23 protein-coding genes are annotated in these 19,927 nt (G+C 68.7%); 10 read left to right on the top strand and 13 right to left on the bottom strand.

From position 1 onward, the window contains the following. The first annotated feature begins 55 nt into the window (after window positions 1–55). Window positions 56–298 carry an AMED_5909 family protein gene (locus FXN61_RS14150; RefSeq protein ID WP_246291468.1) on the top strand — a complete coding sequence of 81 codons (243 nt, stop codon included), beginning with the start codon at window positions 56–58 and terminating at the stop codon, window positions 296–298. Between the two features lie 23 nt (window positions 299–321). Here the strand turns inward: FXN61_RS14150 and FXN61_RS14155 are convergent, their stop codons facing one another. From FXN61_RS14155 to hisD, 4 genes are read right to left on the bottom strand one after another with little or no spacing between them, the layout of a single operon-like run. Continuing rightward, a complete protein-coding gene (locus FXN61_RS14155) occupies window positions 322–477 on the bottom strand; it encodes a CG2302 family histidine operon protein (protein ID WP_167974014.1) in 156 nt (51 codons plus the stop codon). Then, window positions 477–1,076: an imidazoleglycerol-phosphate dehydratase HisB gene (gene hisB / locus FXN61_RS14160; RefSeq protein ID WP_030471230.1), complete on the bottom strand. Its 600-nt coding sequence runs from the start codon at window positions 1,074–1,076 to the stop codon at window positions 477–479. The genes FXN61_RS14155 and hisB overlap by 1 nt, the downstream gene beginning before the upstream one ends. Then, window positions 1,073–2,179, bottom strand: coding sequence for a histidinol-phosphate transaminase (locus FXN61_RS52060; RefSeq protein ID WP_167974016.1), 1,107 nt, complete (start codon window positions 2,177–2,179; stop codon window positions 1,073–1,075). The genes hisB and FXN61_RS52060 overlap by 4 nt, the downstream gene beginning before the upstream one ends. Further along, window positions 2,176–3,510, bottom strand: a complete 1,335-nt coding sequence (gene hisD, locus FXN61_RS14170; protein WP_167974018.1) for a histidinol dehydrogenase — start codon at window positions 3,508–3,510, stop codon at window positions 2,176–2,178. The genes FXN61_RS52060 and hisD overlap by 4 nt, the downstream gene beginning before the upstream one ends. A 136-nt stretch (window positions 3,511–3,646) precedes the next feature. On the opposite strand from hisD, the gene FXN61_RS14175 reads away from it, so the two are divergent. After that, window positions 3,647–4,942, top strand: coding sequence for a M14 family metallopeptidase (locus FXN61_RS14175; protein WP_167974020.1), 1,296 nt, complete (start codon window positions 3,647–3,649; stop codon window positions 4,940–4,942). On the opposite strand, the gene FXN61_RS14180 is transcribed toward FXN61_RS14175, so the two are convergent. After that, on the bottom strand, window positions 4,926–6,047 hold the full coding sequence (locus FXN61_RS14180) for an aminotransferase class V-fold PLP-dependent enzyme (protein WP_312877714.1): 1,122 nt from the start codon (window positions 6,045–6,047) through the stop codon (window positions 4,926–4,928). The two genes, FXN61_RS14175 and FXN61_RS14180, sit on opposite strands and share 17 nt — an antisense overlap. A gap of 71 nt (window positions 6,048–6,118) precedes the next feature. Between FXN61_RS14180 and FXN61_RS54260 the strand changes: the two genes are divergently transcribed. Together FXN61_RS54260 and FXN61_RS14185 are read left to right on the top strand one after the other, a co-directional pair. Then, window positions 6,119–6,253 (top strand): hypothetical protein, encoded by a 135-nt coding sequence (locus tag FXN61_RS54260; protein WP_281360449.1) that lies wholly within the window; start codon window positions 6,119–6,121, stop codon window positions 6,251–6,253. Between the two features lie 10 nt (window positions 6,254–6,263). Next, complete coding sequence (locus FXN61_RS14185) at window positions 6,264–6,755, top strand: DUF3267 domain-containing protein (protein ID WP_167974024.1); 492 nt, start codon at window positions 6,264–6,266, stop codon at window positions 6,753–6,755. Here FXN61_RS14185 and FXN61_RS14190 read toward each other — a convergent pair. Continuing rightward, entirely contained in the window at window positions 6,748–8,247 is a 1,500-nt protein-coding gene (locus FXN61_RS14190) for an ABC transporter substrate-binding protein (RefSeq protein WP_312877715.1), read from the bottom strand. The genes FXN61_RS14185 and FXN61_RS14190 overlap by 8 nt on opposite strands. Before the next feature lie 25 nt (window positions 8,248–8,272). Here FXN61_RS14190 and FXN61_RS14195 point away from each other — a divergent pair, with 25 nt between their 5' ends. Both FXN61_RS14195 and FXN61_RS14200 read left to right on the top strand, forming a co-directional pair. Further along, window positions 8,273–9,049, top strand: a complete 777-nt coding sequence (locus tag FXN61_RS14195; protein ID WP_167974028.1) for a carbon-nitrogen hydrolase family protein — start codon at window positions 8,273–8,275, stop codon at window positions 9,047–9,049. A gap of 5 nt (window positions 9,050–9,054) precedes the next feature. Beyond that, window positions 9,055–9,462 carry a cupin domain-containing protein gene (locus FXN61_RS14200; protein ID WP_167974030.1) on the top strand — a complete coding sequence of 136 codons (408 nt, stop codon included), beginning with the start codon at window positions 9,055–9,057 and terminating at the stop codon, window positions 9,460–9,462. 432 nt (window positions 9,463–9,894) lie between these two features. Here the strand turns inward: FXN61_RS14200 and nadC are convergent, their stop codons facing one another. From nadC to nadA, 3 genes are read right to left on the bottom strand one after another with little or no spacing between them, the layout of a single operon-like run. After that, window positions 9,895–10,731: a carboxylating nicotinate-nucleotide diphosphorylase gene (nadC, locus tag FXN61_RS14205; RefSeq protein WP_167974032.1), complete on the bottom strand. Its 837-nt coding sequence runs from the start codon at window positions 10,729–10,731 to the stop codon at window positions 9,895–9,897. Further along, window positions 10,728–12,341 (bottom strand): L-aspartate oxidase, encoded by a 1,614-nt coding sequence (locus FXN61_RS14210; protein WP_167974034.1) that lies wholly within the window; start codon window positions 12,339–12,341, stop codon window positions 10,728–10,730. The genes nadC and FXN61_RS14210 overlap by 4 nt, the downstream gene beginning before the upstream one ends. Next, complete coding sequence (gene nadA / locus FXN61_RS14215; RefSeq protein ID WP_167974036.1) at window positions 12,341–13,360, bottom strand: quinolinate synthase NadA; 1,020 nt, start codon at window positions 13,358–13,360, stop codon at window positions 12,341–12,343. The genes FXN61_RS14210 and nadA overlap by 1 nt, the downstream gene beginning before the upstream one ends. Before the next feature lie 99 nt (window positions 13,361–13,459). On the opposite strand from nadA, the gene FXN61_RS14220 reads away from it, so the two are divergent. The 4 genes from FXN61_RS14220 (at window position 13,460) to FXN61_RS14235 (ending at window position 17,286) form a co-directional block, all read left to right on the top strand. Further along, a complete protein-coding gene (locus FXN61_RS14220; protein WP_167974062.1) occupies window positions 13,460–14,128 on the top strand; it encodes an NUDIX hydrolase in 669 nt (222 codons plus the stop codon). Window positions 14,129–14,137: 9 nt separating this feature from the next. Further along, window positions 14,138–14,818, top strand: coding sequence for an LON peptidase substrate-binding domain-containing protein (locus FXN61_RS14225; RefSeq protein WP_167974038.1), 681 nt, complete (start codon window positions 14,138–14,140; stop codon window positions 14,816–14,818). A 504-nt stretch (window positions 14,819–15,322) separates the two neighbouring features. Then, window positions 15,323–16,567 (top strand): MFS transporter, encoded by a 1,245-nt coding sequence (locus tag FXN61_RS14230; protein ID WP_167974040.1) that lies wholly within the window; start codon window positions 15,323–15,325, stop codon window positions 16,565–16,567. Next, window positions 16,564–17,286 carry a putative hydro-lyase gene (locus FXN61_RS14235; protein ID WP_188135034.1) on the top strand — a complete coding sequence of 241 codons (723 nt, stop codon included), beginning with the start codon at window positions 16,564–16,566 and terminating at the stop codon, window positions 17,284–17,286. Before FXN61_RS14230 ends, FXN61_RS14235 begins: the two co-directional genes overlap by 4 nt. Window positions 17,287–17,305: 19 nt before the next feature. Here FXN61_RS14235 and FXN61_RS14240 read toward each other — a convergent pair whose 3' ends face one another. From FXN61_RS14240 to bioD, 4 genes are all read right to left on the bottom strand, one after another. Further along, window positions 17,306–17,896 carry a DUF2567 domain-containing protein gene (locus FXN61_RS14240; RefSeq protein WP_167974041.1) on the bottom strand — a complete coding sequence of 197 codons (591 nt, stop codon included), beginning with the start codon at window positions 17,894–17,896 and terminating at the stop codon, window positions 17,306–17,308. Window positions 17,897–17,921: 25 nt separating this feature from the next. Continuing rightward, on the bottom strand, window positions 17,922–18,110 hold the full coding sequence (gene bsaP / locus FXN61_RS56945) for a biotin synthase auxiliary protein BsaP (RefSeq protein WP_246291484.1): 189 nt from the start codon (window positions 18,108–18,110) through the stop codon (window positions 17,922–17,924). Continuing rightward, a complete protein-coding gene (gene bioB, locus FXN61_RS14245; RefSeq protein WP_167974043.1) occupies window positions 18,110–19,126 on the bottom strand; it encodes a biotin synthase BioB in 1,017 nt (338 codons plus the stop codon). Before bioB ends, bsaP begins: the two co-directional genes overlap by 1 nt. 70 nt (window positions 19,127–19,196) lie before the next feature. Next, the gene (gene bioD / locus FXN61_RS14250; protein WP_167974044.1) at window positions 19,197–19,916 is read right to left on the bottom strand and encodes a dethiobiotin synthase; all 720 of its coding nucleotides are present in this window, start codon (window positions 19,914–19,916) and stop codon (window positions 19,197–19,199) included. Between the last annotated feature and the right edge of the window lie 11 nt (window positions 19,917–19,927).

Here is a 19,927-nt window from a genome sequence, read left to right on the forward strand (position 1 = left end):
AGCATCGCCCGATCGGGACTTGACGCTATGCAATGTCAGGTTGCATAGTTTGTTCATGGGGAAGCAGACCGATTTCTGGGCAGTGGCGATGACCGCACGCACCTTGCAGGAGGTCCATGAGGTCCTGAGCAGGTTGGAGCCGCCGCCTGACGCCGCACCAGCTACGAAGCGGGACTACCACCTGCGCAGCATCGAGGTGTACGAGCGGATCGCTGATGTTGACCGCGGGCATCACCACGAAGCGCTCTACTGGGTCGGCCGTGAACATCGAAAGGCAACGGAACACCGCATTTCCTGATCACCGAAGTCGGGATCAGGTGCTCACAGCAGCCAGAGCACCGCGCCGCCGACCGCGACGACGAGCAGAACCAGCAGGATGATCGCCATGAACTTGGCGGTCTTCCACGTCGAGTAGACGCCACCGGCCAGAAAACCCGCGAGGGCCAGCAGGCCGATGACGACGACCTCCTTCGGCATCAGAGCACGCCCTTGGTCGACGGGATGCCGCCGACGCGCGGGTCCGGCTCCACGGCCGCACGCAGCGCCCGCGCGATCGCCTTGTACTCGGCCTCCGCGATGTGGTGCGGGTCGCGGCCGTACTCGACGCGCACGTGCAGCGCGATCTGGGCGTGGAAGGCCAGCGACTCGAACACGTGGCGGTTCAGCACGAACGGGTAGTTGCCGCCGATCACGAACGAGTTGAACTGCTCCGGCTCGCCGCGGTGCACGGTGTACGGCCGGCCGGAGACGTCGACCGACGCGTGCGCGAGGGTCTCGTCCATCGGGATCCAGCAGTCGCCGAAGCGGCGGATGCCCTTCTTGTCCCCCAACGCTTCCCGCAGCGCCTGGCCCAGCACGATCGCGATGTCCTCGACCGAGTGGTGGGCGTCGATGTGCGTGTCGCCAGTGGCGCGGACGATCAGGTCGAAGCAGCCGTGCACACCGAACGCGGTGAGCATGTGGTCGTAGAACGGCACGCCGGTGCTGATCTCGACCTGGCCGGTGCCGTCCAGGTCGATCTCCACGTAGACCGACGACTCCTTGGTGGTGCGCTCCACCTTGCCAACACGACTCACCGGCTGACCTCCTTGCTGGCCGCGAGGAAAGCGTCGTTCTCCTCGGGCGTTCCGATGGTCACCCGCAGATGACCCGCGATTCCGACGTCCCTGATGAGCACGCCGTGGTCCAAATAGGACTTCCAGACCTCACGTGCGTCCTCGAACCAGCCGAACAGCACGAAGTTCGCGTCCGAGGGCACGACCCGGAAACCCATGTCCTTCAACGCCGCCACCACGCGGTCGCGTTCGGCGGCGAGCAGAGCGACCGAACCCAGCGTCTCGGCGGCGTGCCGCAGCGAAGCCCGCGCGGCCGCCTGGGTCAACTGCGACAGGTGGTAGGGCAACCGCACCAGCTGCAGCGCGTCGACCACGGCGGGAGCGGCGGCGAGATAACCCAGCCGCCCGCCGGCGAAAGCGAATGCCTTCGACATCGTGCGCGAGACGATCAGCCGCGAGCCGTACTCGTCGAGCAGCTTGATCGCGCTCTCCTGCGAGGAGAACTCCGCGTACGCCTCGTCGACCACGACCATGCCGGTCGACGACGCGATCAGCAGCCGCAGGTCCTCCAGGGGGATCGACTGGCCGGTCGGGTTGTTCGGCGACGTCACGAACACCACGTCCGGCCGCGTCTCCGCGATGATCGCGGCGGCCTTCTCCACGTCGAGCGAGAAGTCGGGACGTCGCGGCGTGGGCGCCCACTCGGTGCGCGTGCCCGCCGCGATGATCGGGTGCATCGAGTACGACGGCTCGAAACCCAGCGCCGTCCGTCCAGGACCACCGAACGCCTGCAGGATCTGCTGAAGGATCTCGTTGGACCCGTTGGCGGCCCAGACGTTCTCCGCCGTCAGCGTCACCGACGTCGCCTCGGTCAGGTACGCCGCGAGGTCCTCGCGCAACGCCACCGCGTCACGATCCGGGTACCGGTGCAGCTCACCGGCGATCTCCGCCACGGCCGCGACGACGTCCGCCGCAAGGGCATCAGTCGGCGCGTACGGGTTCTCGTTGGTGTTCAAGCGATACGGCACGTCGAGCTGCGGCGCGCCATAAGGCGTGCGGCCACGCAGGTCCTCGCGCAGAGGCAGATCGGACAGCTCCACCCGCGCGCCGACAACAGGCTTCATGCTGTGTTGCCGCCCTTCTGGGGAAACCTCGCCGTGACAGCCTGCCCGTGCGCGGGCAGGTCTTCCGCGTTGGCCAGCGCGACCACCTTGTCCGCGACCTCGCGCAGTGCGTCCTCCGAGTAGTCGATCACGTGGATGCCGCGCAGGAACGTCTGCACTGACAGCCCGGACGAGTGCCGGGCGCAGCCACCGGTCGGCAGCACGTGGTTCGAGCCCGCGCAGTAGTCGCCGAGCGACACCGGCGAGTGCGCACCCACGAAAATCGCGCCGGCGGAACGGATCCGCGCCGCCACGGCACGCGCGTCAACCGTCTGGATCTCCAGGTGCTCGGCGGCATAAGCGTTGACGACGCGAACACCTTCGTCCACAGAGGACACGAGCACGGTGCCGGACTGGCTGCCGCCCAACGCCGTGCGGATCCGCTCGACGTGCTTGGTCGCGGCGATCTGACGCTCCAGCTCGACGTCCACCGCGTCCGCCAGCTCGACGGAGTCCGTCACCAGCACCGACGCCGCGAGCGGGTCGTGCTCGGCCTGGGAGATCAGGTCGGCGGCGACGTGCACGGCGTCGGCCGACGAGTCCGCCAGGATCGCGATCTCGGTCGGACCGGCCTCGGCGTCGATGCCGATCAGGCCGCGCAGCACCCTCTTGGCCGCCGCCACGTAGATGTTGCCGGGACCGGTGACGATGTCGACCGAAGCCAGCTCGGCGCCATCGGTGTCCACGCCACCGTGCGCCATCAGCGCCTGGGCCTGCGCGCCACCCGCTGCCCACACCTCGTCGACGCCGAGCAGTGCGGCGGCGGCGAGGATCGTCGGGTGCGGCAGGCCGCCGAACTCGGCCTGCGGCGGCGAGCACACCACCAGCGACTCGACGCCGGCGATCTGCGCGGGCACGACGTTCATCACGACCGTGGACGGGTAGACCGCGAGACCGCCGGGCGCGTAGAGACCGACGCGCTCGACCGGCACCCACTTCTCCGTCACGGTGCCACCAGGCACGACCTGCGTCGTCGTCTCCGTGCGGCGCTGGTCGGCGTGCACGCGCCGGATCCGCGCGATCACCTCTTCCAGCGCCTCGCGCAGGGCCGGGTCCAACGAGGACAAAGCAGACGAAATCTCCGACGCGGGCACGCGCACAGAAGCAGGACGAACGCCGTCGAACTTCTCCGTGTACTCGAGCACAGCCTCGACGCCACGAGCCGCCACCGCGTCCACGATCGGACGCACCTGATGCAGCACCGCGTCCACGTCCATCTCGGCGCGCGGCAGTACGGCGCGCAGCTGAGCGGGAGTCGTGGTGCGACCTCGCAGGTCGGTGCGGCTGAGCATGCCTTACAGCGTAGTTCCTGCCGAATTCTGTCAACGGTCAGCCCGCTATCGGCGCTACCTCAGCCTGTGACTGCGCGGCCACGCTCGGTTGAGCACCACTCCGTCGCAAACCCCTGCTGATGATGGAGGAGGAACGATGTTCAGTAAGCGCCGCGGCAAGATCGCCGCAGTGCTCGCCGTCTGTCTGCCCGTGCTGGTCGCGGGCATGGCGACGCCGAGCACAGCCGACTCCGGACGCTATCTGCTGGAAGTCACCGCGAACACGTCGGCCGAACGCACCCAGGTCGCCCAGATCGGCGTCGACGTGCTCGGTGCGACCAAGCTCACCACGGTCTCGGTGGTCGCGGACAAGGCCCAGTACAAGGCCCTGCAGGCGACCGGTCTGCCGATCAAGTACGTCGGCGACTTCGAGCAGCAGCTCAAGAGCCTGGGCAAGGTCGAGTTCGCCGACCCGCAGCCCGGCCAGGTCGGCACGCAGGACTTCCCGTCCGGCTACACCGGCTACCACAACTTCGCGGAGATGACCGCCGAGCTGCAGCAGACGGTCCGCGACCACCCGACCCTCACCAGCATGCGCAGCATCGGCAAGAGCTTCCAGAACCGGGACATCTGGGCGCTCAAGCTCAGCGACAACGTGGCCTCAGACGAGAGTGAGCCGGAGGTGCTGTTCGTCTGCGGCCAGCACGCCCGTGAGCACCTGACCGTCGAGCAGTGCCTGCAGATCATCAAGCGCTACACCGACAACTACGCCACCCCGGCGATCAAGAACCTGGTCGACAGCCGCGAGGTCTGGATCGTCCCGATGATGAACCCGGACGGCGCCGAGTACGACATCGCCACCGGCTCGTTCCGCGGCTGGCGCAAGAACCGCCAGGGCAACGGCACCGACCTCAACCGCAACTGGGGCTACAAGTGGGGCTGCTGCGGCGGCTCCAGCGGCAGCTCGACGTCGGACACCTACCGCGGCACCGCGGCGTTCTCCGCGCCGGAGACCACCCGCATCCGCGACTTCGTGAACTCGCGCGTGGTCGGTGGCACCCAGCAGATCAAGACGTTCATCGACTTCCACTCGTTCTCGGAGCTCGTGCTGTGGCCGTACGGCTACACCAAGGCGGACACGGACACCGGTCTCAACGCGGACGAGGCGCGCGCGTTCCAGACGCTCGGCCGGCAGATGGCCGCCACCAACGGCTACACGCCGGAGCAGGCGAGCGACCTGTACATCACCGACGGCACCAGCGACGACTGGATGTGGGGCCAGCACAAGATCTGGGCGTACACCTACGAGCTGTACCCGAGCAGCGGCGGCCTCAACGGCTTCTACCCGCGCGACACGGTCATCGCGGCGCAGACCGCACGCAACGACCGCGCCGTCGACCTGTTCCTGAGCTACTCGGACTGCGTGAAGCGGGTCATCAACCAGACCTGCTGATCCGTTCCAGCGCCTGATCGATCTCCTCCGGCGTGACGAAGTAGTGCGGGGAGGCCCGCACTACTTCGTCCAGGCCGCGCCTGGTCATGTCGATCAACGTCGAACCGCGCTGCGACACCGTGACGGCGACCTTCTCCGCCCATAGCCGGTCTTTCAGCTCCATCGCCGGCACCCGATCCGACGTGAAAGTGACGATGCCCGACTGCCGCACACCGAGGTCCTGCACGGTGATGCCCGGTATGGCCTTGAGGCCTTCGCGCAAACGCTTGGCACGGTCCGCGACCTCTTTTTCGATCACGTCCAGACCCTTGTCCAGCGCGTACTTCGCGGCGGCGATCAGACCCAGCCGGTCCGCGACGTTGAACTCCCACAGCTCGAACACCCGCGCGTCGTCGCGCGGCTCGTACCGGTCGGGCGCCGTCCACGCGGCGCCGTCGTGGTCCATCAGCCTGGGCCACAGCCTCTTCCGCACCTCGTTCCTGACGACCAGCGCTCCCGTGCCGCGTGGTCCGCGCAGCCACTTCCGGCCGGTGCAGACGAGCATGTCGTAGTCGTGGTCGCGCAGGTCGATCTGGCCGGTGGACTGGCACGCGTCGAGCAGCACCAGCGCGCCGACCTCGCGGGCCTTGGCGGTGACCTCGTTGACGGGGTTGATCAAACCGCCGTTCGTGGGCACGTGCACCAGTGAGATCAGCTTGACCCGCTCGTCCAGGTCCAGAGCGTCGACGTCCAGCTGTCCGTGCCGATCGGACGGCATCACCTCGATCGTCGCGCCGGTCTCCTCCACGCGGCGCAGCATCGGCACGGCGTTGCCCCCGTACTCGACCTCGGTGACCAGAATCCGGTCGCCTTCGGTGAGCGGGACGGCGTCGAACACGGTGAGCCACGAGCGTGTCGCGCTGTCGGTGAAGGCGACCTCGTCCGGGCGGCAGCCGAAGAGCTCGGCGAGCACGCCGTAGCCCGCTTCGAGGTCCTCACGGCGTTCCGCGGCTGCTCGGTAGCCGCCGATCTCGGTCTCCCGGCGGAGGTGACCGATCACCTCGTCGACGACCGGGGCGGGCGGGATCGACGAACCGGCGCTGTCCAGGAAGATCAGGTCGCTCACCGCTCCACTGTGCCACTCTCGAAGGCGCGCGTGAGTTCGAGTGCCGGATTCCGTTGGCTGCAATCGACACCGTGACCCACGGGCTGACCCGCCGGGCGTTGAACAAGACGCGGTCCGTTGTGGACGACACATTGCTGCACGAGGTCACGAAGATCGAGTTCTGGGCCGACAACCCCGACGCGATGGTGCGCGTGCTGCGGAAATAGGCTCGGCCACATGGTGGAGATCCCCTACGGCAAGCGCATGCGGCCGCGGTACTGGCGGTTCCTGATCATCACGGCGATCGGTGTCGCGCTGGTGGCGTTCGCGCTGGACATCCCGTGGCTGCTCATCACGCTGATCGTGCTGGGCGTGCTGAACACGATCGTGTGCGTGGGCGCGATCTACATCCTCCACCGCCAGCCGCACACCATCTCCGGCGACGAGCTCCGGTTGCGGCAGCTGGGGTTCTTCGACTGGCGCATCCCGACCTCGGACCTCGGCACCGCACAGGTCGCCGAACGCACCCACAAGGGTCAGCGCAGCGTCGAGGTGATCGGTGACGCGCTCGTCATCCAGTCGCTGACCAGGACGAACGTGTCCGTGCCCTTCCACGAGCCGCAGCTGGTGAACCTCGGCAAGACGGGCGTGCAGCGTGTCGAGCGAGTCGACTTCTGGGCGGACGACCCCGCCCGAGCCGTCCGCGAGATCAACGCCAGGACTACTTAGGTTCCCACTTGTCGAGGTTCCACCACGGGCCCCATGCCAGCGCGCCGTAGGAGTTCGGGTCGACCACGGCCTGGTAGCCGTTCCACGAGTCGCGCATCACGTACGTGTGCTCGGGGAAGACCAGCACCACCATCGACGGCGCGGCGACGAACGCCTGCTGGAAGAGCTTGTACGCCACCGCCCGCTGCGCCGGGTCGATGAGCTTGCGGCCGTTCTCCAGCGCCGCGTCGGCGGCAGGACTGCCCTGGCCGCGCAGGTCGTAGAGCATCAGGTCCGGGTCGAACGGCGACCCCTCGCCGTAGAGCAGTGCGTCCTGGCCCATGCGCGGGCGGATCGCCTCCCACGACAGGCCGGCGAGCTGCACGTCCACGCCGACGGCCTTGGCGTCGGCGGCGAAGGCCGTGGCCAGGTCGGCTCGCAGGTCGTCGCCGAGCGGGTACATCAGCGTGAAGCGGGCCGCCACGCCTTCGCGGACCCGGATGCCGTCCGTGCCGGGAACCCAGCCCGCCGCGTCGAGCAGCCGCGCGGCCTCGGTCTTGTCGAAGCGGAACTTCGCGGTCGGGTCGAACTCCTCCGCCAACGCGTCCGGCACCGGCGTGTAGGCGATGGTGCCCTTGCCTTCCAGCAGGCTGTCGATCATGCCCTGGCGGTTCGCTGCGTAGTTCAGCGCGAGGCGGATGGCGGCGTTGCCGGTGACCGGGTTCACCGCGGGCAGCCGCACGGCCCGGTAGTCGGCGCTGCGGTGGTACTGCACGAGCAGGCCCGACTTGCCGGTGAACTGCGCCGCGATCTTCTGCGGCAGCACCGTGCCGTCGAACTCGCCGTCCTGCATGCGGCGTGCGCGCTGGTTGTCGTCGGTGACGAACACGACGGTCACCTTCTTGACCTTGGGCGCGCCGTCGAAGTAGCTCTCGTTGGCGTCCAGCAGCAGCCGGTCGCCCTTCTTCCACTCGGTGACCTTGTACGGGCCGGTGCCGACCGGCTGACCGTCCGGGTTCGCCTGCTCGCTGGGCAGGACGCCGAGCACGAGCAGGTGCGGGAACGCGGCGTGCTGCTGGGTGAGGGTGAAGCGGACGGTCGACGGGTCGACCTGCTCGACGCCCTTGAGCGTGCTGAACCGGTCCTTGACCGGGTTTTTCAGCGCCGCGGTGTAGGTGGCGACCACGTCCTCCGCGCCGAACGTGCTGCCGTCGGTGAACTTCACGTCGCCGCGCAGCTTCACCGTCCAGCTCAGCCCGTCCGCGGCCGGTTCCGGAAGTTCGGCAGCCAGCTGCGGCTTGAGCGAGCCGTCCTGGCGGTGCTCGACGAGCCCGTCGTAGATCTTCGACACGCCCTGCGCGCCGTAGCCGAGCAGCGGGTTCAGCGTGGCCGGCTCGTCGCGGTCGGCGAGCACGATCGACGTGCCGTTCGAGCCACCGTCCGGGCGGGGTGTGGCGGTCTCGGTGCAGCCCGCGACGGCCAGCAACAGGACGAGCAGCAGTGGGTAACGCACAAAGCCGGACCCTACAGTGATCCCCATGCGGATCGCTGTGAGTCAGATCAGCTCGACGACCGACCCCAGGTCCAACCTGGAACTCGTCCGCGACGCGGTGCGCAGGGCCGACGGAGCACGGGTCGTCCTGCTGCCCGAGGCGACGATGTGCCGCTTCGGTGTGCCGCTGGGACCCGTTGCCGAACCGCTGGACGGACCGTGGGCGTCTGCGGTGCACGAGATCGCCGCGTCTCACGACGTCGTGGTGGTGGCGGGCATGTTCACGCCGTCCGGTGACCGCGTGACGAACACGATGCTGGTGACCGGGCCTGACATCCACGTGGGCTACGACAAGATCCACCTGTTCGACGCGTTCGGGTTCCAGGAGTCGCGCACCGTCGCGCCTGGCTCATCGCCGATGACTTTCAAGGTGGACGGCGTGACCTTGGGAGTCGCCACCTGCTACGACATCCGCTTTCCTGAGCTGTTCCGCGCGTTGGCGGACAAGGGCGCTTCCGCCGTGCTGGTCGGGGCGTCGTGGGGTGCCGGCCCCGGCAAGAAAGAGCAGTGGGAGCTCCTGGTACGGGCACGCGCACTGGACTGCACGTCATGGGTGGTGGCGTGCGGGCAGGCCTATCCCGGCGACCTGGGCTCATCGGCGCCGACCGGGATCGGGTTCTCGACGATCGCCGATCCGTTCGGGAACGTGGCCGTGCAGCTGGACGAGAAGCCTGCCGTCTCGGTCGTCGAGATCGACACCGAGGGTGCGGTGGAACAAGCGCGGAGTGTCCTCCCTGTGCTCGCGAACCGACGGCTACGTTGAGATCCATGCGCATCATTTCGGCTGTAGTGGCCGCTTTGCTGTTGTTCTCCGGCGTTGCCTCCGCGACGCCCTCGCGCGGCGTGACCGCTCGCGAGATCGCCAAATGGTCCGTCGACGACCGCGACTACGTCATCCGCGAGATCACCGTCGCCGCCGGGGGCAGCACGGGCTGGCACCATCACGACGGCACGCTCTACGCCGTGGTGAAGAAGGGTGTTCTGACCCGGACCATGTCCGACTGCACCACGACTTTCGTGCATCACCGCGGTGACACGCTGATCGAGGAACCCCACCACGTGCACGTGGGCCGCAACCTCGGCACCGAGCCGATGGTGCTCCAGGTGCTGTACGTGAACCCGGCCGGCACGCCGCTGTCGCGTGACGAGCCGAATCCCGGTTGCTCGTTCGAATGAGCTTGACCTCCAGTTAGGTCGAGCTCACAGGATCGGGGCATGACTCTTCCCGCGTTGCCCTCGTTCGTCCACGACCGCACGGACCTGGACGGCTTCAAGTCGATCTTCGCGAGGAGGGCAGGGCCCCGCCCTCCTCGGGGGCAGACCGGCCAACACTGTCAGCCTATTCGCGAAATCGGGCTGTCAAGCCGCCGCCGGTCGATCTGTGGACAACTCGGCTCGCGGTTCGAGTTGTCCACAGATCGCCGAGTGGTGGCTTGACACCGCGCTTCCGCAACTAACGTCAGGTCATACGGGATCGGGTGGTCAGCCCCCAGTGGAGGGCGGGGCCCTGCCCTCGGCGCGGCGTCGGTCGGCTCGGTCACCGCTGCCTGGCGCCGGGTGCAGAACTTCCCCGGCGTCCAGCACGTCAGCGTGGAGCGGTACCAGCCGCTAGCGAAGGTCCAGGCCGAGGTCGAGTGACGGGCTGGAGTGCGTGAGACCGCCCACCGCGAGGTAGTCCACGCCGGTCTCGGCGTACCGGCGGGCCAGGTCCAGCGTGAGCCCGCCGGACGCCTCCAGCTTCACGTTCTCCGGCCGCCGCTTGACGGCCTCGGCGCACTGCTCGGGCGTGAAGTTGTCCAGCAGCACCAGTTCCGCGCCTTCGGCGATCGCCTCGTCGAGCTGCTGCAGGCTGTCGACCTCGACCTCCATCAGCAGTTCGGGCGCGTGCGCGCGGGCCGCACGGATCGCGGCGCTCACCGAACCCGCGGCGGCGACGTGGTTGTCCTTGATGAGGATCGCGTCGCCGAGGCCCATCCGGTGGTTCACGCCGCCACCGCACCTGACCGCGTACTTCTGCAGAAGCCTCAGTCCCGGCAACGTCTTGCGTGAGTCACGGACCGCGGCGCCGGTGCCCTCGATCGCGTCGACCCAGCGCGCGGTCTGGGTGGCGATGCCGGACAGGTGGCAGACCAGGTTCAAAGCCGTGCGTTCTACCGTGAGCAGACCACGGGTCGGGCCGGTCAGCACCAGCGCGGGCTCACCGGGCACGGCCTTGTCGCCGTCCTGCGCCTCGGTGAGCACCTCGACCTCGGGCAGATAACGCTGGAAGGCCGCGCGTGCAATGGAAACGCCGCACAGCACACCGGCCGCCCGCGGGGTGATCTCCGCGGTTGCGACGGCCTTCTCCGGCACGGTCGCCAGTGTGGTGGCGTCCAGGCCGTAGCGGAGGTCTTCCTCCAGGGCGAGCTGGATGACCCGGTTCGCGTCGTCCCAGTCGATGGTCATGCGACACCTTCTGCGAGAACGGGATCGGCCAGCACAGGCTGGCCGGTCGGAGTGAGCCGGACGAGCTGGCTGCGTTGCCACGCCTCGGAGCGCGAAGTGTGGTCGGTGCGGACGTGGCAGCCGCGCGACTCGGTGCGTTCCTGCGCGGCGGCGATCAGGGCGCGGGCGGCCAAGGTCAGGGCAGCGTCCTCGACCAGTTCGCGCGACTCGAGCTGCTTGTCCACAGTGGACACGTCGAGCACAGAGCCGACGACGTCGAGGCCTTCCGCGTCACGGCCGATCGCGGCGTAACGGGACATCACGCGCTGGAGCAGGTCGCGGTCCGCGACCGGAGCCGTGGGAAGAACCGGATCCACGGCGCGAGCGGGTGCGATCAACCCGACAGCCAGATCGGCAGCCACGGCCTCGGCGGCACGGGTGCCGCAGACCAGGCCTTCGAGCAGGCTGTTGGAGGCCAGGCGGTTCGCGCCGTGCAGGCCCGTGCGGGCCACCTCACCGATGGCGTACAGGCCGGTCACGCCGGTGCGGCCGTCGACGGTGGAAACCACGCCACCGCAGGCGAAATGTGCCGCCGGGGCAACGGGAATCGGGTCCACAGCCGGATCGATCCCCACAGAAACGCAGGCCGAATACACGGTCGGGAAGCGAGAAGCCATGTCGTGCAACGCGGTCGCGTCCAGGAAGACGTGGTCGTCGACGCCGCCGGGCTCCGCTGCCATGTGCCGGGTGATCGCGGCCGCCACGACGTCGCGCGGGGCGAGATCTTCCAGCGGGTGCACGCCCTTCATCACGCGGGCGCCGGTCGCGTCGATCAGCACGGCACCCTCGCCGCGCACGGCTTCCGTGACGAGCGGGCACCTGCCTCGGGCACCGCGCCCGGTGTAGAGGACGGTCGGGTGGAACTGGATGAACTCGACGTCCGCGGCCAGCGCCCCGGCCCTGAGTGCCAGCGCCAGGCCGTCACCCGTTGCGACAGAGGGGTTCGAGGTCGCCTGGTACATCTGACCGATGCCACCGGTCGCGAGCAGCACGGCGGGAGCCGTGAGCACGCCGGGCACGCCGTTGCCGTCGAGCACCAGCAGGCCGCCGACTGCACCGAGTGGCGTCTTGACCGCGTCGACCGCAACGTGGTTCTCCAGCAGGGGAACCCGTCCGTCCACAGTGGCCTTGAGCAGCGCTCGTTCGACCTCGGCGCCGGTCGCGTCGCCGCCGGCGTGCACGACGCGGAACGCGCTGTGGCCGCCCTCGCGGGTCCGTTCCAGCAGGCCGTCGGGCTTCGCGTCGAACACGGCGCCGCGCTCGCGCAGCCTCGCGACGGCCTGGGGGCCGTCCGTGATGATCGTGGTGACCGCGACGTCGTCGCAGAGGCCCGCGCCTGCCGTCAGCGTGTCCTCGATGTGCCGCGCGACCGAGTCGCCGGGGTCGTGCTGGTCCTCCATGACCACCGCGACGCCGCCCTGCGCCCAGCGGGTGTTGCCGTCGTCGCCCGCGGCCTTGGTGACGACGAGGACGCGAAGTCCCAGCTCACGGGCCCGCAGCGCGGCCGTGAGGCCCGCTACGCCCGTACCGACCACGATCAGGTCGGCCCGCGCCTCCCAGCGCGCGGCCATCACTCACCGCCGCCGGGCTTGCCGATCTCGATCATCCGCTGCACGGCGCCCTGCGCGCGCTTCGCGGTCTCCAGGTCCACGTGCACCTCGTCCAGACCCTCGCGCACGCAACGCAGCAGCGCGGCCGGCGTGATCATCTTCATGTAGGTGCAGGACGCGCGGTCGTTGACGGCGCGGAAGTCGATCTCCGGGGCGGCCTTGCGCAGCTGGTGCAGCATGCCGACCTCGGTCGCGACGAGCACCTTGCGCGCGTTCGTACTGCGGGCGGCGGTGATCATGTCGCCGGTCGAGAGGATCTTGACCTTCTCCGCCGGCACGATGCCCTCGCCGCTCAGGTAGAGCGCCGACGTCGCGCAGCCGCACTCCGGGTGGATGAACAGGTCGGCGTCCGGGTTCGCGGCGGCGCGTTCGGCCAGCTCCGGGCCGTTGATGCCGGCGTGGACGTGGCACTCGCCGGCCCAGATGTGCAGGTTCTCGCGGCCGGTCTCGCGCTTGACGTGCGCGCCCAGGAACTGGTCCGGGCAGAAGAGCACCTCGCGGTCGGCGGGGATCGAACGCACCACGTCGACGGCGTTCGAGGACGTGCAGCAGATGTCCGTCTCCGCCTTCACCTCGGCGGTCGTGTTCACATAGGACACGACGACCGCGCCGGGGTGCTCCGCCTTCCACTCACGCAGCTGCGCGCCGGTGATGGAGTCGGCGAGCGAGCAGCCAGCGCGCTCGTCCGGGATCAGCACCGTCTTCTCCGGCGCGAGGATCTTCGCCGTCTCGGCCATGAAGTGCACGCCGCAGAAGATGATGGTCTGCGCGTCCGACTGCGCGGCGATCCTGCTCAGGGCGAGGGAGTCGCCGGTGTGGTGGGCGATGTCCTGGATCTCGGGCAGCTGGTAGTTGTGCGCCAGGATGACGGCGTCCCGCTCCTTCGCAAGCCGCAACACCTCGTCCCGCCACGCGGCGTCCGGCTCCACTCCACCGAATACACCTGACGCGGTTCGCTCCACAACTGCGGTAGCGACCATGACTGCCTCCTCGGTCCAGGTTTTCGCCTGGTGGTCGAAAACGTCGCCGATAGTATCAGCCGAGTGGCGGGCGTGGGACATGAAGTTCTGGCAGCTGTGCTGCGGGTGAGAGGTGCGTCACTCCAGGTCATGCTGTGGGAGCGCGCACGGGATCCACACGCTCACCGCTGGTCGCTGCCGGGTGGCGAGCTGCGGGTGGACGAGGACGTGGAGACCTCCATCCGCCGTCAGCTCGCGGAAAAAGTCGATGTGCGACAACTGTCACACGTCGAGCAGCTGGCTGTTTTCAGCGCGCCCGACCGCGTCCCCGGCCCTCGCGTCGTGGCGACGGCGTTCCTCGGACTGGTCCCTTCGGACGTCGATCCGGAGAGGCCGTCTGACACCGAGTGGCACTGCGTGGACACACTCCCCCCGATGGCGTTCGACCACGCCTCGATCGTGCATCGAGCACGGCACAGGCTGGGCTCGAAGCTGTCGTACACCAACGTCGGCTTCGCCTTGGCGCCACCGGAGTTCACGATCTCCTTGTTGCGCGACCACTACTCGGCCGCGCTGGGCTACCGGGTGTCCGCGACGAACCTCCAGCGGGTGCTGTCGCGCCGGCTGTTGCTGGAGCCGACAGGTGGCACCGCTCCCCCAGGCCCGTCAGGAGGCCGCCCGGCCGCCCTGTTCCGGTTCAGCGCCAAGGGAATCAAGGTCACCGATCCGTTCGCCGTGCTGAGGCCACCGGGATCCGGCCGTCCGGCGGGCGGGAGTGGTACCCCGTAACGTGGACGCGTGGCCGAGACGCTCCCGCTCTTCCCCCTGGGCACAGTGCTGTTGCCCGGGGCGTCTTTGCCGCTGCACATCTTCGAGCCCCGCTACCGCCAGCTGGTCGTGGACCTGATGACCGGCTCGCTGTTCGGCCGCACCTTCGGCGTCGTGTGCATCAAGGAGGGCTGGGAGGTGGGCTCCGACAACGTCCACTCCCTGCAGGACGTCGGCTGCTCGGCCGACCTCCTCGACGCCCGCCCGCTGCCGGAGGGCCGCTTCGACATCGTCACGCGCGGAGTGCGCCGCTTCCGGCTGCTGGACGTCGACTCGACGACCGCGCCCTACCTGCTGGCGCACGTCGACTACATCGAGGACGCCCCCGTGCCCGAGGCGGCACAGGAGGTCGTGCCGATCCTGGAACGCGGGGCGCGCGCGGCCCACGAACGGTACTGCGGCGCGGCCTGGCACCGTGAGGACTGGTCACCACCCGGCGATGACGTCTCACTGGGTTCGCTGTCATACCTGCTCGCGGCCGACTGCCTGCTGCCGGTGGAGGATCGGCAGCGGTTGCTGGAGGAGAGATCGCCGGCGCGGCGGTTGCGGCTCGTTCGGCGGATGCTGCACCGGGAGACCGGGATTCTCAGCGCTTTGAAGGCGGTGCCGGTGCCTTTGACCGAGTTCGGGCACGTGCCGAACCCGAACTAGCTCGCCGTTGCGCTTTTGAGCGTGGGCGTGGCGGGTTCGGGACGCTCCGCTTGGGAGTTGTGGATCGGGTCCGCGAACCTGGGTTTTCGGCGTTGGGGAGCAGGTCCACTGGGCCGGGACTAAGACTGGCCGAACCGCAAGTAGACCCGCCCGCCGGGCAGGCCGTCCGAGCCGGGAGCAAGTCGGGCCGAGCCGGGAGAAGGCTGGTCTTGCTGGGACATCTGCAAGCACCGCCGGCCTGGCCATTGCCCGCGACCCACCGCCGCGAACGCCCGCCCAGCCACTCGCTGATACCAGCAACCCGCCGCCCCGCCATCGCCAAATACCTCACCCCCACCTGCTCCTCACGGACCGTTGAGCCGCACAAGCCAGCGCCATCAAGCCCAGCCCACCCACGCCGATCGTCGGATCGTTGGATTGTGGCCTTGTGGGATTGTTGAACAATCCTTACTCTGAGGGCCACATCACACTCAATCACTCCTCCACCACGCTGCGAGGTGTCCCATGAGCACGACCACGACCGAGGACACAGGCCGAGGTGCCTGGTTCCGCAGTCTCGGCCAGAAGGGCAAGCGCGCGTTCATAGGCGCGTTCGGCGGTTATGGCCTGGACTCGTACGACTACTGGGTCCTGCCGCTGAGCCTGGTCGCGATCACCGGCTACTTCGGCCTCACCAAGGCGGAAGCCGGCCTGCTGGGCACGAGCACCCTGCTGATGAGCGCCATCGGCGGCGCGGTGGCGGGAATCATGGCCGACCGGTTCGGCCGTTCCAAAACGCTGATAATCACGGTCGCGGCGTACGCGTTCTTCACCGTCCTGTGCGGCTTCGCGACGAGCTACGAGACGCTGCTGGTCTTCCGCGCCCTGCAGGGACTGGGTTTCGGCGGCGAGTGGGCGGCCGGCGCGATCCTCGTGGCCGAGTACTGCAAGCCGAAGTACCGCGGCCGCACGGTGGCGTTCATCCAGAGCGCGTGGGCGGTCGGCTGGGGGCTCGCGGTCATCATCAACACCCTGGTCGCCTCGCTGGCGGACCCGGCGTGGTCGTGGCGGATCATGTTCTGGACGGGCGCGCTGCCCGCGATCCTCATCTTCTACGTGCGCCGCAACGTAGACGACGCACCCGAGGCGAAGGCGCAGACCAACCAGAAGGGCACGTTCCCGAAGATCTTCCAGGGTCCGATGCTCAAGACGACGCTCTTCGCGGCGCTGCTCGCCACCGGTGTCCAGGGCGGCTACTACACGCTCGCGCAGTGGCTGCCGTTGTTCCTGCAGACCGGTCGCGGGTTGACGATCATCGGCACCGGCGGCTACCTCGCGTTCCTCATCACCGGAGCGTGGATCGGGTACGTCAGCGGCGGCTATCTCACGGACTACCTGGGGCGCAAGAAGACCTTCGTGCTGTTCGCGATCGCGAGCGCGCTGCTGATCGTGGCGTACACGCAGATTCCCAACGGTGCCAACACTTTGGTGATGTTCCTCGGTTTCCCGCTCGGGTTCTGCATGAGTGCGATCTTCAGCGGGTTCGGCAGTTACCTCAGCGAGCTCTACCCCACCCACCTGCGGGGAACCGGGCAGGGCTTCACGTACAACCTCGGGCGCGCCTTCGGTGCGGTGTTCCCCGGCGTCGTCGGGTTCATGGCCGACAAACTGGGTATCGGCGGTGCGATGCTGTTCGGGGCGGCGGCGTACGGGATCGCGGTCATCGCGCTGCTCTGGCTGCCGGAGACCGTGAACAAGGAGCTGGAATGACGACAGCGGGCAAGGCACCGGGACAGGCCCAGGCCAACCTCATCGCCATCCCCAAGGACTGGGCGTACGACTTCCTCCTCTTCACGCACCGCAACCCCAAGCCGTGCCCGGTGCTCGACGTGCTGGACGCCGGCGAGACGGTCAGCGCGCTCAAGCAGGACGCGGACGTGCGCACCCACGCGCCGCGCTACCGGATCTGGGAACACGGCGAACTGACAGCAGAACCGGAGAACGCCACGGACCACTGGCGCGACGACCTGGTGACGTTCCTGATCGGCTGCAGCTTCACGTTCGAGACCGCACTGGAAAACGCCGGAGTGCCGCTGCGGCACGTGGACCAGAAGAAGAACGTCTCCATGTTCGTCACGGACATCCAGTGCCGGCCGGCAGGACGGCTGCACGGGCCGATGGTCGTGTCGATGCGGTGGATTCCGGAGTCCCTTGTGGACATCGCGCACAAGGTCACGGCGCTGATGCCGTCGGTGCACGGGGCTCCGGTCGGCGCGGGCGATCCGCGGATGCTCGGCATCAACGACATCCACCAGCCGGACTTCGGTGACGCCGTCACGCCGGAACCCGGTGACGTGCCGGTGTTCTGGGCGTGCGGTGTGACTCCGCAGGCGGTGCTCATGAAGTCCAAGCCGCCGTTCGCGATCACGCACGCGCCGGGTCAGATGTTCGTGACCGACATGCCCGACTTCGCCTACCGAGTGGGGTAGGTCGCTCGAGGGCGGTGCCTCACCCGAGGCGCCGCCCCAGGTCGTCCAGGCCGTTCCACGCCACACAGCAACCGTAGGACAGCGCGGCGGCGAGCGGCCACGCCAGAATTCCCCACGACGTTTCCAGGGCCGGAGCGACCAGCAACGTGTCGTTCGGCTTGATCGTCGAGGGCATCGGGTACGCGCCGGCGGCGAGCGATCCGCCCAGGTACTGCGCGAACCACGCCGCCGCGAACGAGCCCGCCGTCATCCCCAGCATCACGACAGGCCCGCGCCGCTGCCGCAGCAGCCACACCGCGATGCCGGTGATCGCGCCCGCGCCGAGACCGATCAGCACGAACACCATCAGCGCGTCGAGCCGGTGATAGCTCTCCACCCCGATCGGGTAGAACTTGTTGTCCTGCGCCGAGACGATCTTGAGCTGTGCCGGGGCGAGCCACGACCACAGGTACGCGGCGGGCAGCCCGAACGCGAACGTCGTCAGCAGCACCACCAGGCCCGGCAGCAGATCCCGCTTCACCACGACCTTCGGCCGCGGCCGGACGTAGTGGTAGACGTACGGCGGCTCCGGTACGGGTTCGATGCGGACCGGTGCTGCTTTCTCGTCCATTCGCGAGAGGTTACTACCGCATCCATCAGGGGCATGAAGTGATCAGGCCGTGACGGCTGCAGCGCGCCGCCCAGCCGTCCGGGGTCACCTGGACGACCATGCGGCGCGCACACTCCGAGCAGTACCGCGGCGGGTCGATCATGGACAACCGCTGACGGCAGAACGCGTGGTCGCCGTCAGCTTCCTCTTTGCCGCAAAAAGAGCAGTAAGTCATCACAGGGTCTGGCTCAGCGCCTTGATCGGCATGGACAGCTCTTCCAGCATGTCGAGGTCCTGCTGGGCAGGGCGGCCGAGGTTTGTCAGGTAGTTGCCGACGATGATCGCGTTGATGCCGCCGAGCATGCCCTGCTTCGCGCCCAGGTCGCCGAACGTCAGCTCACGGCCGCCGGCGAACCGCAGGATCGTGCGCGGCAGTGCCAGCCGGAACGCGCCGACCGTGCGCAGCGCCTCCGTGCCCTCGACGACCGGGTAGTTCTCGTAGGGCGTGCCGGGGTTCGGGATGAGGAAGTTCAGCGGCACCTCGTCCGGCTCCAGCTCGGCCAGCTGCACGGCGAACTCCGCGCGCTGCGCCAGCGACTCGCCCATGCCGATGATGCCGCCGCAGCAGACCTCCATGCCGGCGTCGCGGATCATCCTCAACGTGTCCCAGCGCTCCTCCCAGGAGTGCGTGGTGACGACGTTCGGGAAGTGCGAGCGAGCCGTCTCGAGGTTGTGGTTGTAGCGGTGCACGCCCATCGCCACGAGCTCGTCGACCTGCTCCTGCGTGAGCATGCCGAGCGAGCAGGCGATCTGGATGTCGTTGCCGTCCTCGCGGATGGCCTTGATGCCGTCGCGCACCTGCGAGAGCAGCCGCTTGTCCGGGCCGCGCACGGCCGCGACGATGCAGAACTCGGTCGCGCCGGTGTCACGGGTCTGCCGTGCCGCGCGGACCAGGCCGGGGATGTCCAGCCACGCCGACCGCACCGGCGACGGGAACTGGCCCGACTGCGAGCAGAAGTGGCAGTCCTCCGGGCAGCCGCCGGTCTTCAGCGAGACGATGCCCTCGACCTCGACCTCCGGGCCGCACCAGCGCTCTCGCACCTCGTGGGCGAGGGCGAGCAGCTCGGGGATCCGGTCTTCCGGAAGCTCGAGCACCTTCAGCACCTGAGCCTCGGTGAGCCCAACGCCTCGTTCGAGCACCTGCTCACGAGCCTCGTTGAGCACGTCGATCTGTTCCGGTGCTGCGGTCACGGTGTCTCCTCCTCTGTGGCCTGGCGAGCCAGTGTGCCTCACTGAATCCTTCATCGTGGAGCGACGTAGGTCACTGGACCGCGAACTGAGCCGCGAACGTCTCCGGGTCGAACTCGCCGCCGAACCACGGTGAAAACGATCTCTTGGCGACCGCCAGGAAATCCACAGAACCGAGCTTCGTCACACCCTGGGGCAGCGCGCCGAGCAGCGGACCGCCCGCCGCCTCCGGCAGGTCTGCCAGGTTCGTGAGCGAAGCGAGGTCCGGGTGCAACGGCCAGCTGCCGACCACGACCCCCAGCGACTCGATGCCACGCCGCTGCAACGCCTCGGCCGTCAGCGCCGTCGCGTTCAACGTGCCGAGCCCGGCCTGGGCCACGACCAGCACGGGCGCGTTCACCGCCCACGCGATGTCGGCCAGGGTGGATCCGCTCTCGTCGAACCGCACCAGCAACCCGCCCGCGCCCTCGACCAGCACCAGGTCGTGGGTGGCGTCGAGCTCGACGACCGCGGAGGCGACGTCCGCGGGGTGCACGGTGGCCATGCCCGCCCTCCGGGCGGCCGTGACAGGCGCCAGCGGATCGGGGTATCTGGCCAGCTCACGGGTCGTCACGTCACCCGCCAGCCGCGCCACCTCCGCCACGTCACCCGGCTCGCCGGGCAGCAGGCCGGTCTGCGCGGGCTTCAGCACCGCGACTCGCCTGCCTTCTGCCCTGGCCAGCGCCGCGATGCCCGCGGTGACGGCGGTCTTGCCGACCTCGGTCCCAGTTCCCGTGATCACCAGCACGCTCACAGGCACTCACC

Source organism: Lentzea indica (assembly GCF_012184385.1).
GTDB lineage: Bacteria > Actinomycetota > Actinomycetes > Mycobacteriales > Pseudonocardiaceae > Lentzea > Lentzea indica.

Coding starts and splice junctions, on each gene's coding strand:
- FXN61_RS14150 (WP_246291468.1), top strand. CDS start 56: ATGGGGAAGCAGACCGATTTCTGGGCAGTGGCGATGACCGCACGCACC.
- FXN61_RS14155 (WP_167974014.1), bottom strand. CDS start 477: ATGCCGAAGGAGGTCGTCGTCATCGGCCTGCTGGCCCTCGCGGGTTTT.
- FXN61_RS52060 (WP_167974016.1), bottom strand. CDS start 2,179: ATGAAGCCTGTTGTCGGCGCGCGGGTGGAGCTGTCCGATCTGCCTCTG.
- hisD (WP_167974018.1), bottom strand. CDS start 3,510: ATGCTCAGCCGCACCGACCTGCGAGGTCGCACCACGACTCCCGCTCAG.
- FXN61_RS14175 (WP_167974020.1), top strand. CDS start 3,647: ATGTTCAGTAAGCGCCGCGGCAAGATCGCCGCAGTGCTCGCCGTCTGT.
- FXN61_RS14185 (WP_167974024.1), top strand. CDS start 6,264: ATGGTGGAGATCCCCTACGGCAAGCGCATGCGGCCGCGGTACTGGCGG.
- FXN61_RS14195 (WP_167974028.1), top strand. CDS start 8,273: ATGCGGATCGCTGTGAGTCAGATCAGCTCGACGACCGACCCCAGGTCC.
- FXN61_RS14200 (WP_167974030.1), top strand. CDS start 9,055: ATGCGCATCATTTCGGCTGTAGTGGCCGCTTTGCTGTTGTTCTCCGGC.
- nadC (WP_167974032.1), bottom strand. CDS start 10,731: ATGACCATCGACTGGGACGACGCGAACCGGGTCATCCAGCTCGCCCTG.
- FXN61_RS14210 (WP_167974034.1), bottom strand. CDS start 12,341: ATGGCCGCGCGCTGGGAGGCGCGGGCCGACCTGATCGTGGTCGGTACG.
- nadA (WP_167974036.1), bottom strand. CDS start 13,360: ATGGTCGCTACCGCAGTTGTGGAGCGAACCGCGTCAGGTGTATTCGGT.
- FXN61_RS14230 (WP_167974040.1), top strand. CDS start 15,323: ATGAGCACGACCACGACCGAGGACACAGGCCGAGGTGCCTGGTTCCGC.
- FXN61_RS14235 (WP_188135034.1), top strand. CDS start 16,564: ATGACGACAGCGGGCAAGGCACCGGGACAGGCCCAGGCCAACCTCATC.
- FXN61_RS14240 (WP_167974041.1), bottom strand. CDS start 17,896: ATGGACGAGAAAGCAGCACCGGTCCGCATCGAACCCGTACCGGAGCCG.
- bsaP (WP_246291484.1), bottom strand. CDS start 18,110: ATGACTTACTGCTCTTTTTGCGGCAAAGAGGAAGCTGACGGCGACCAC.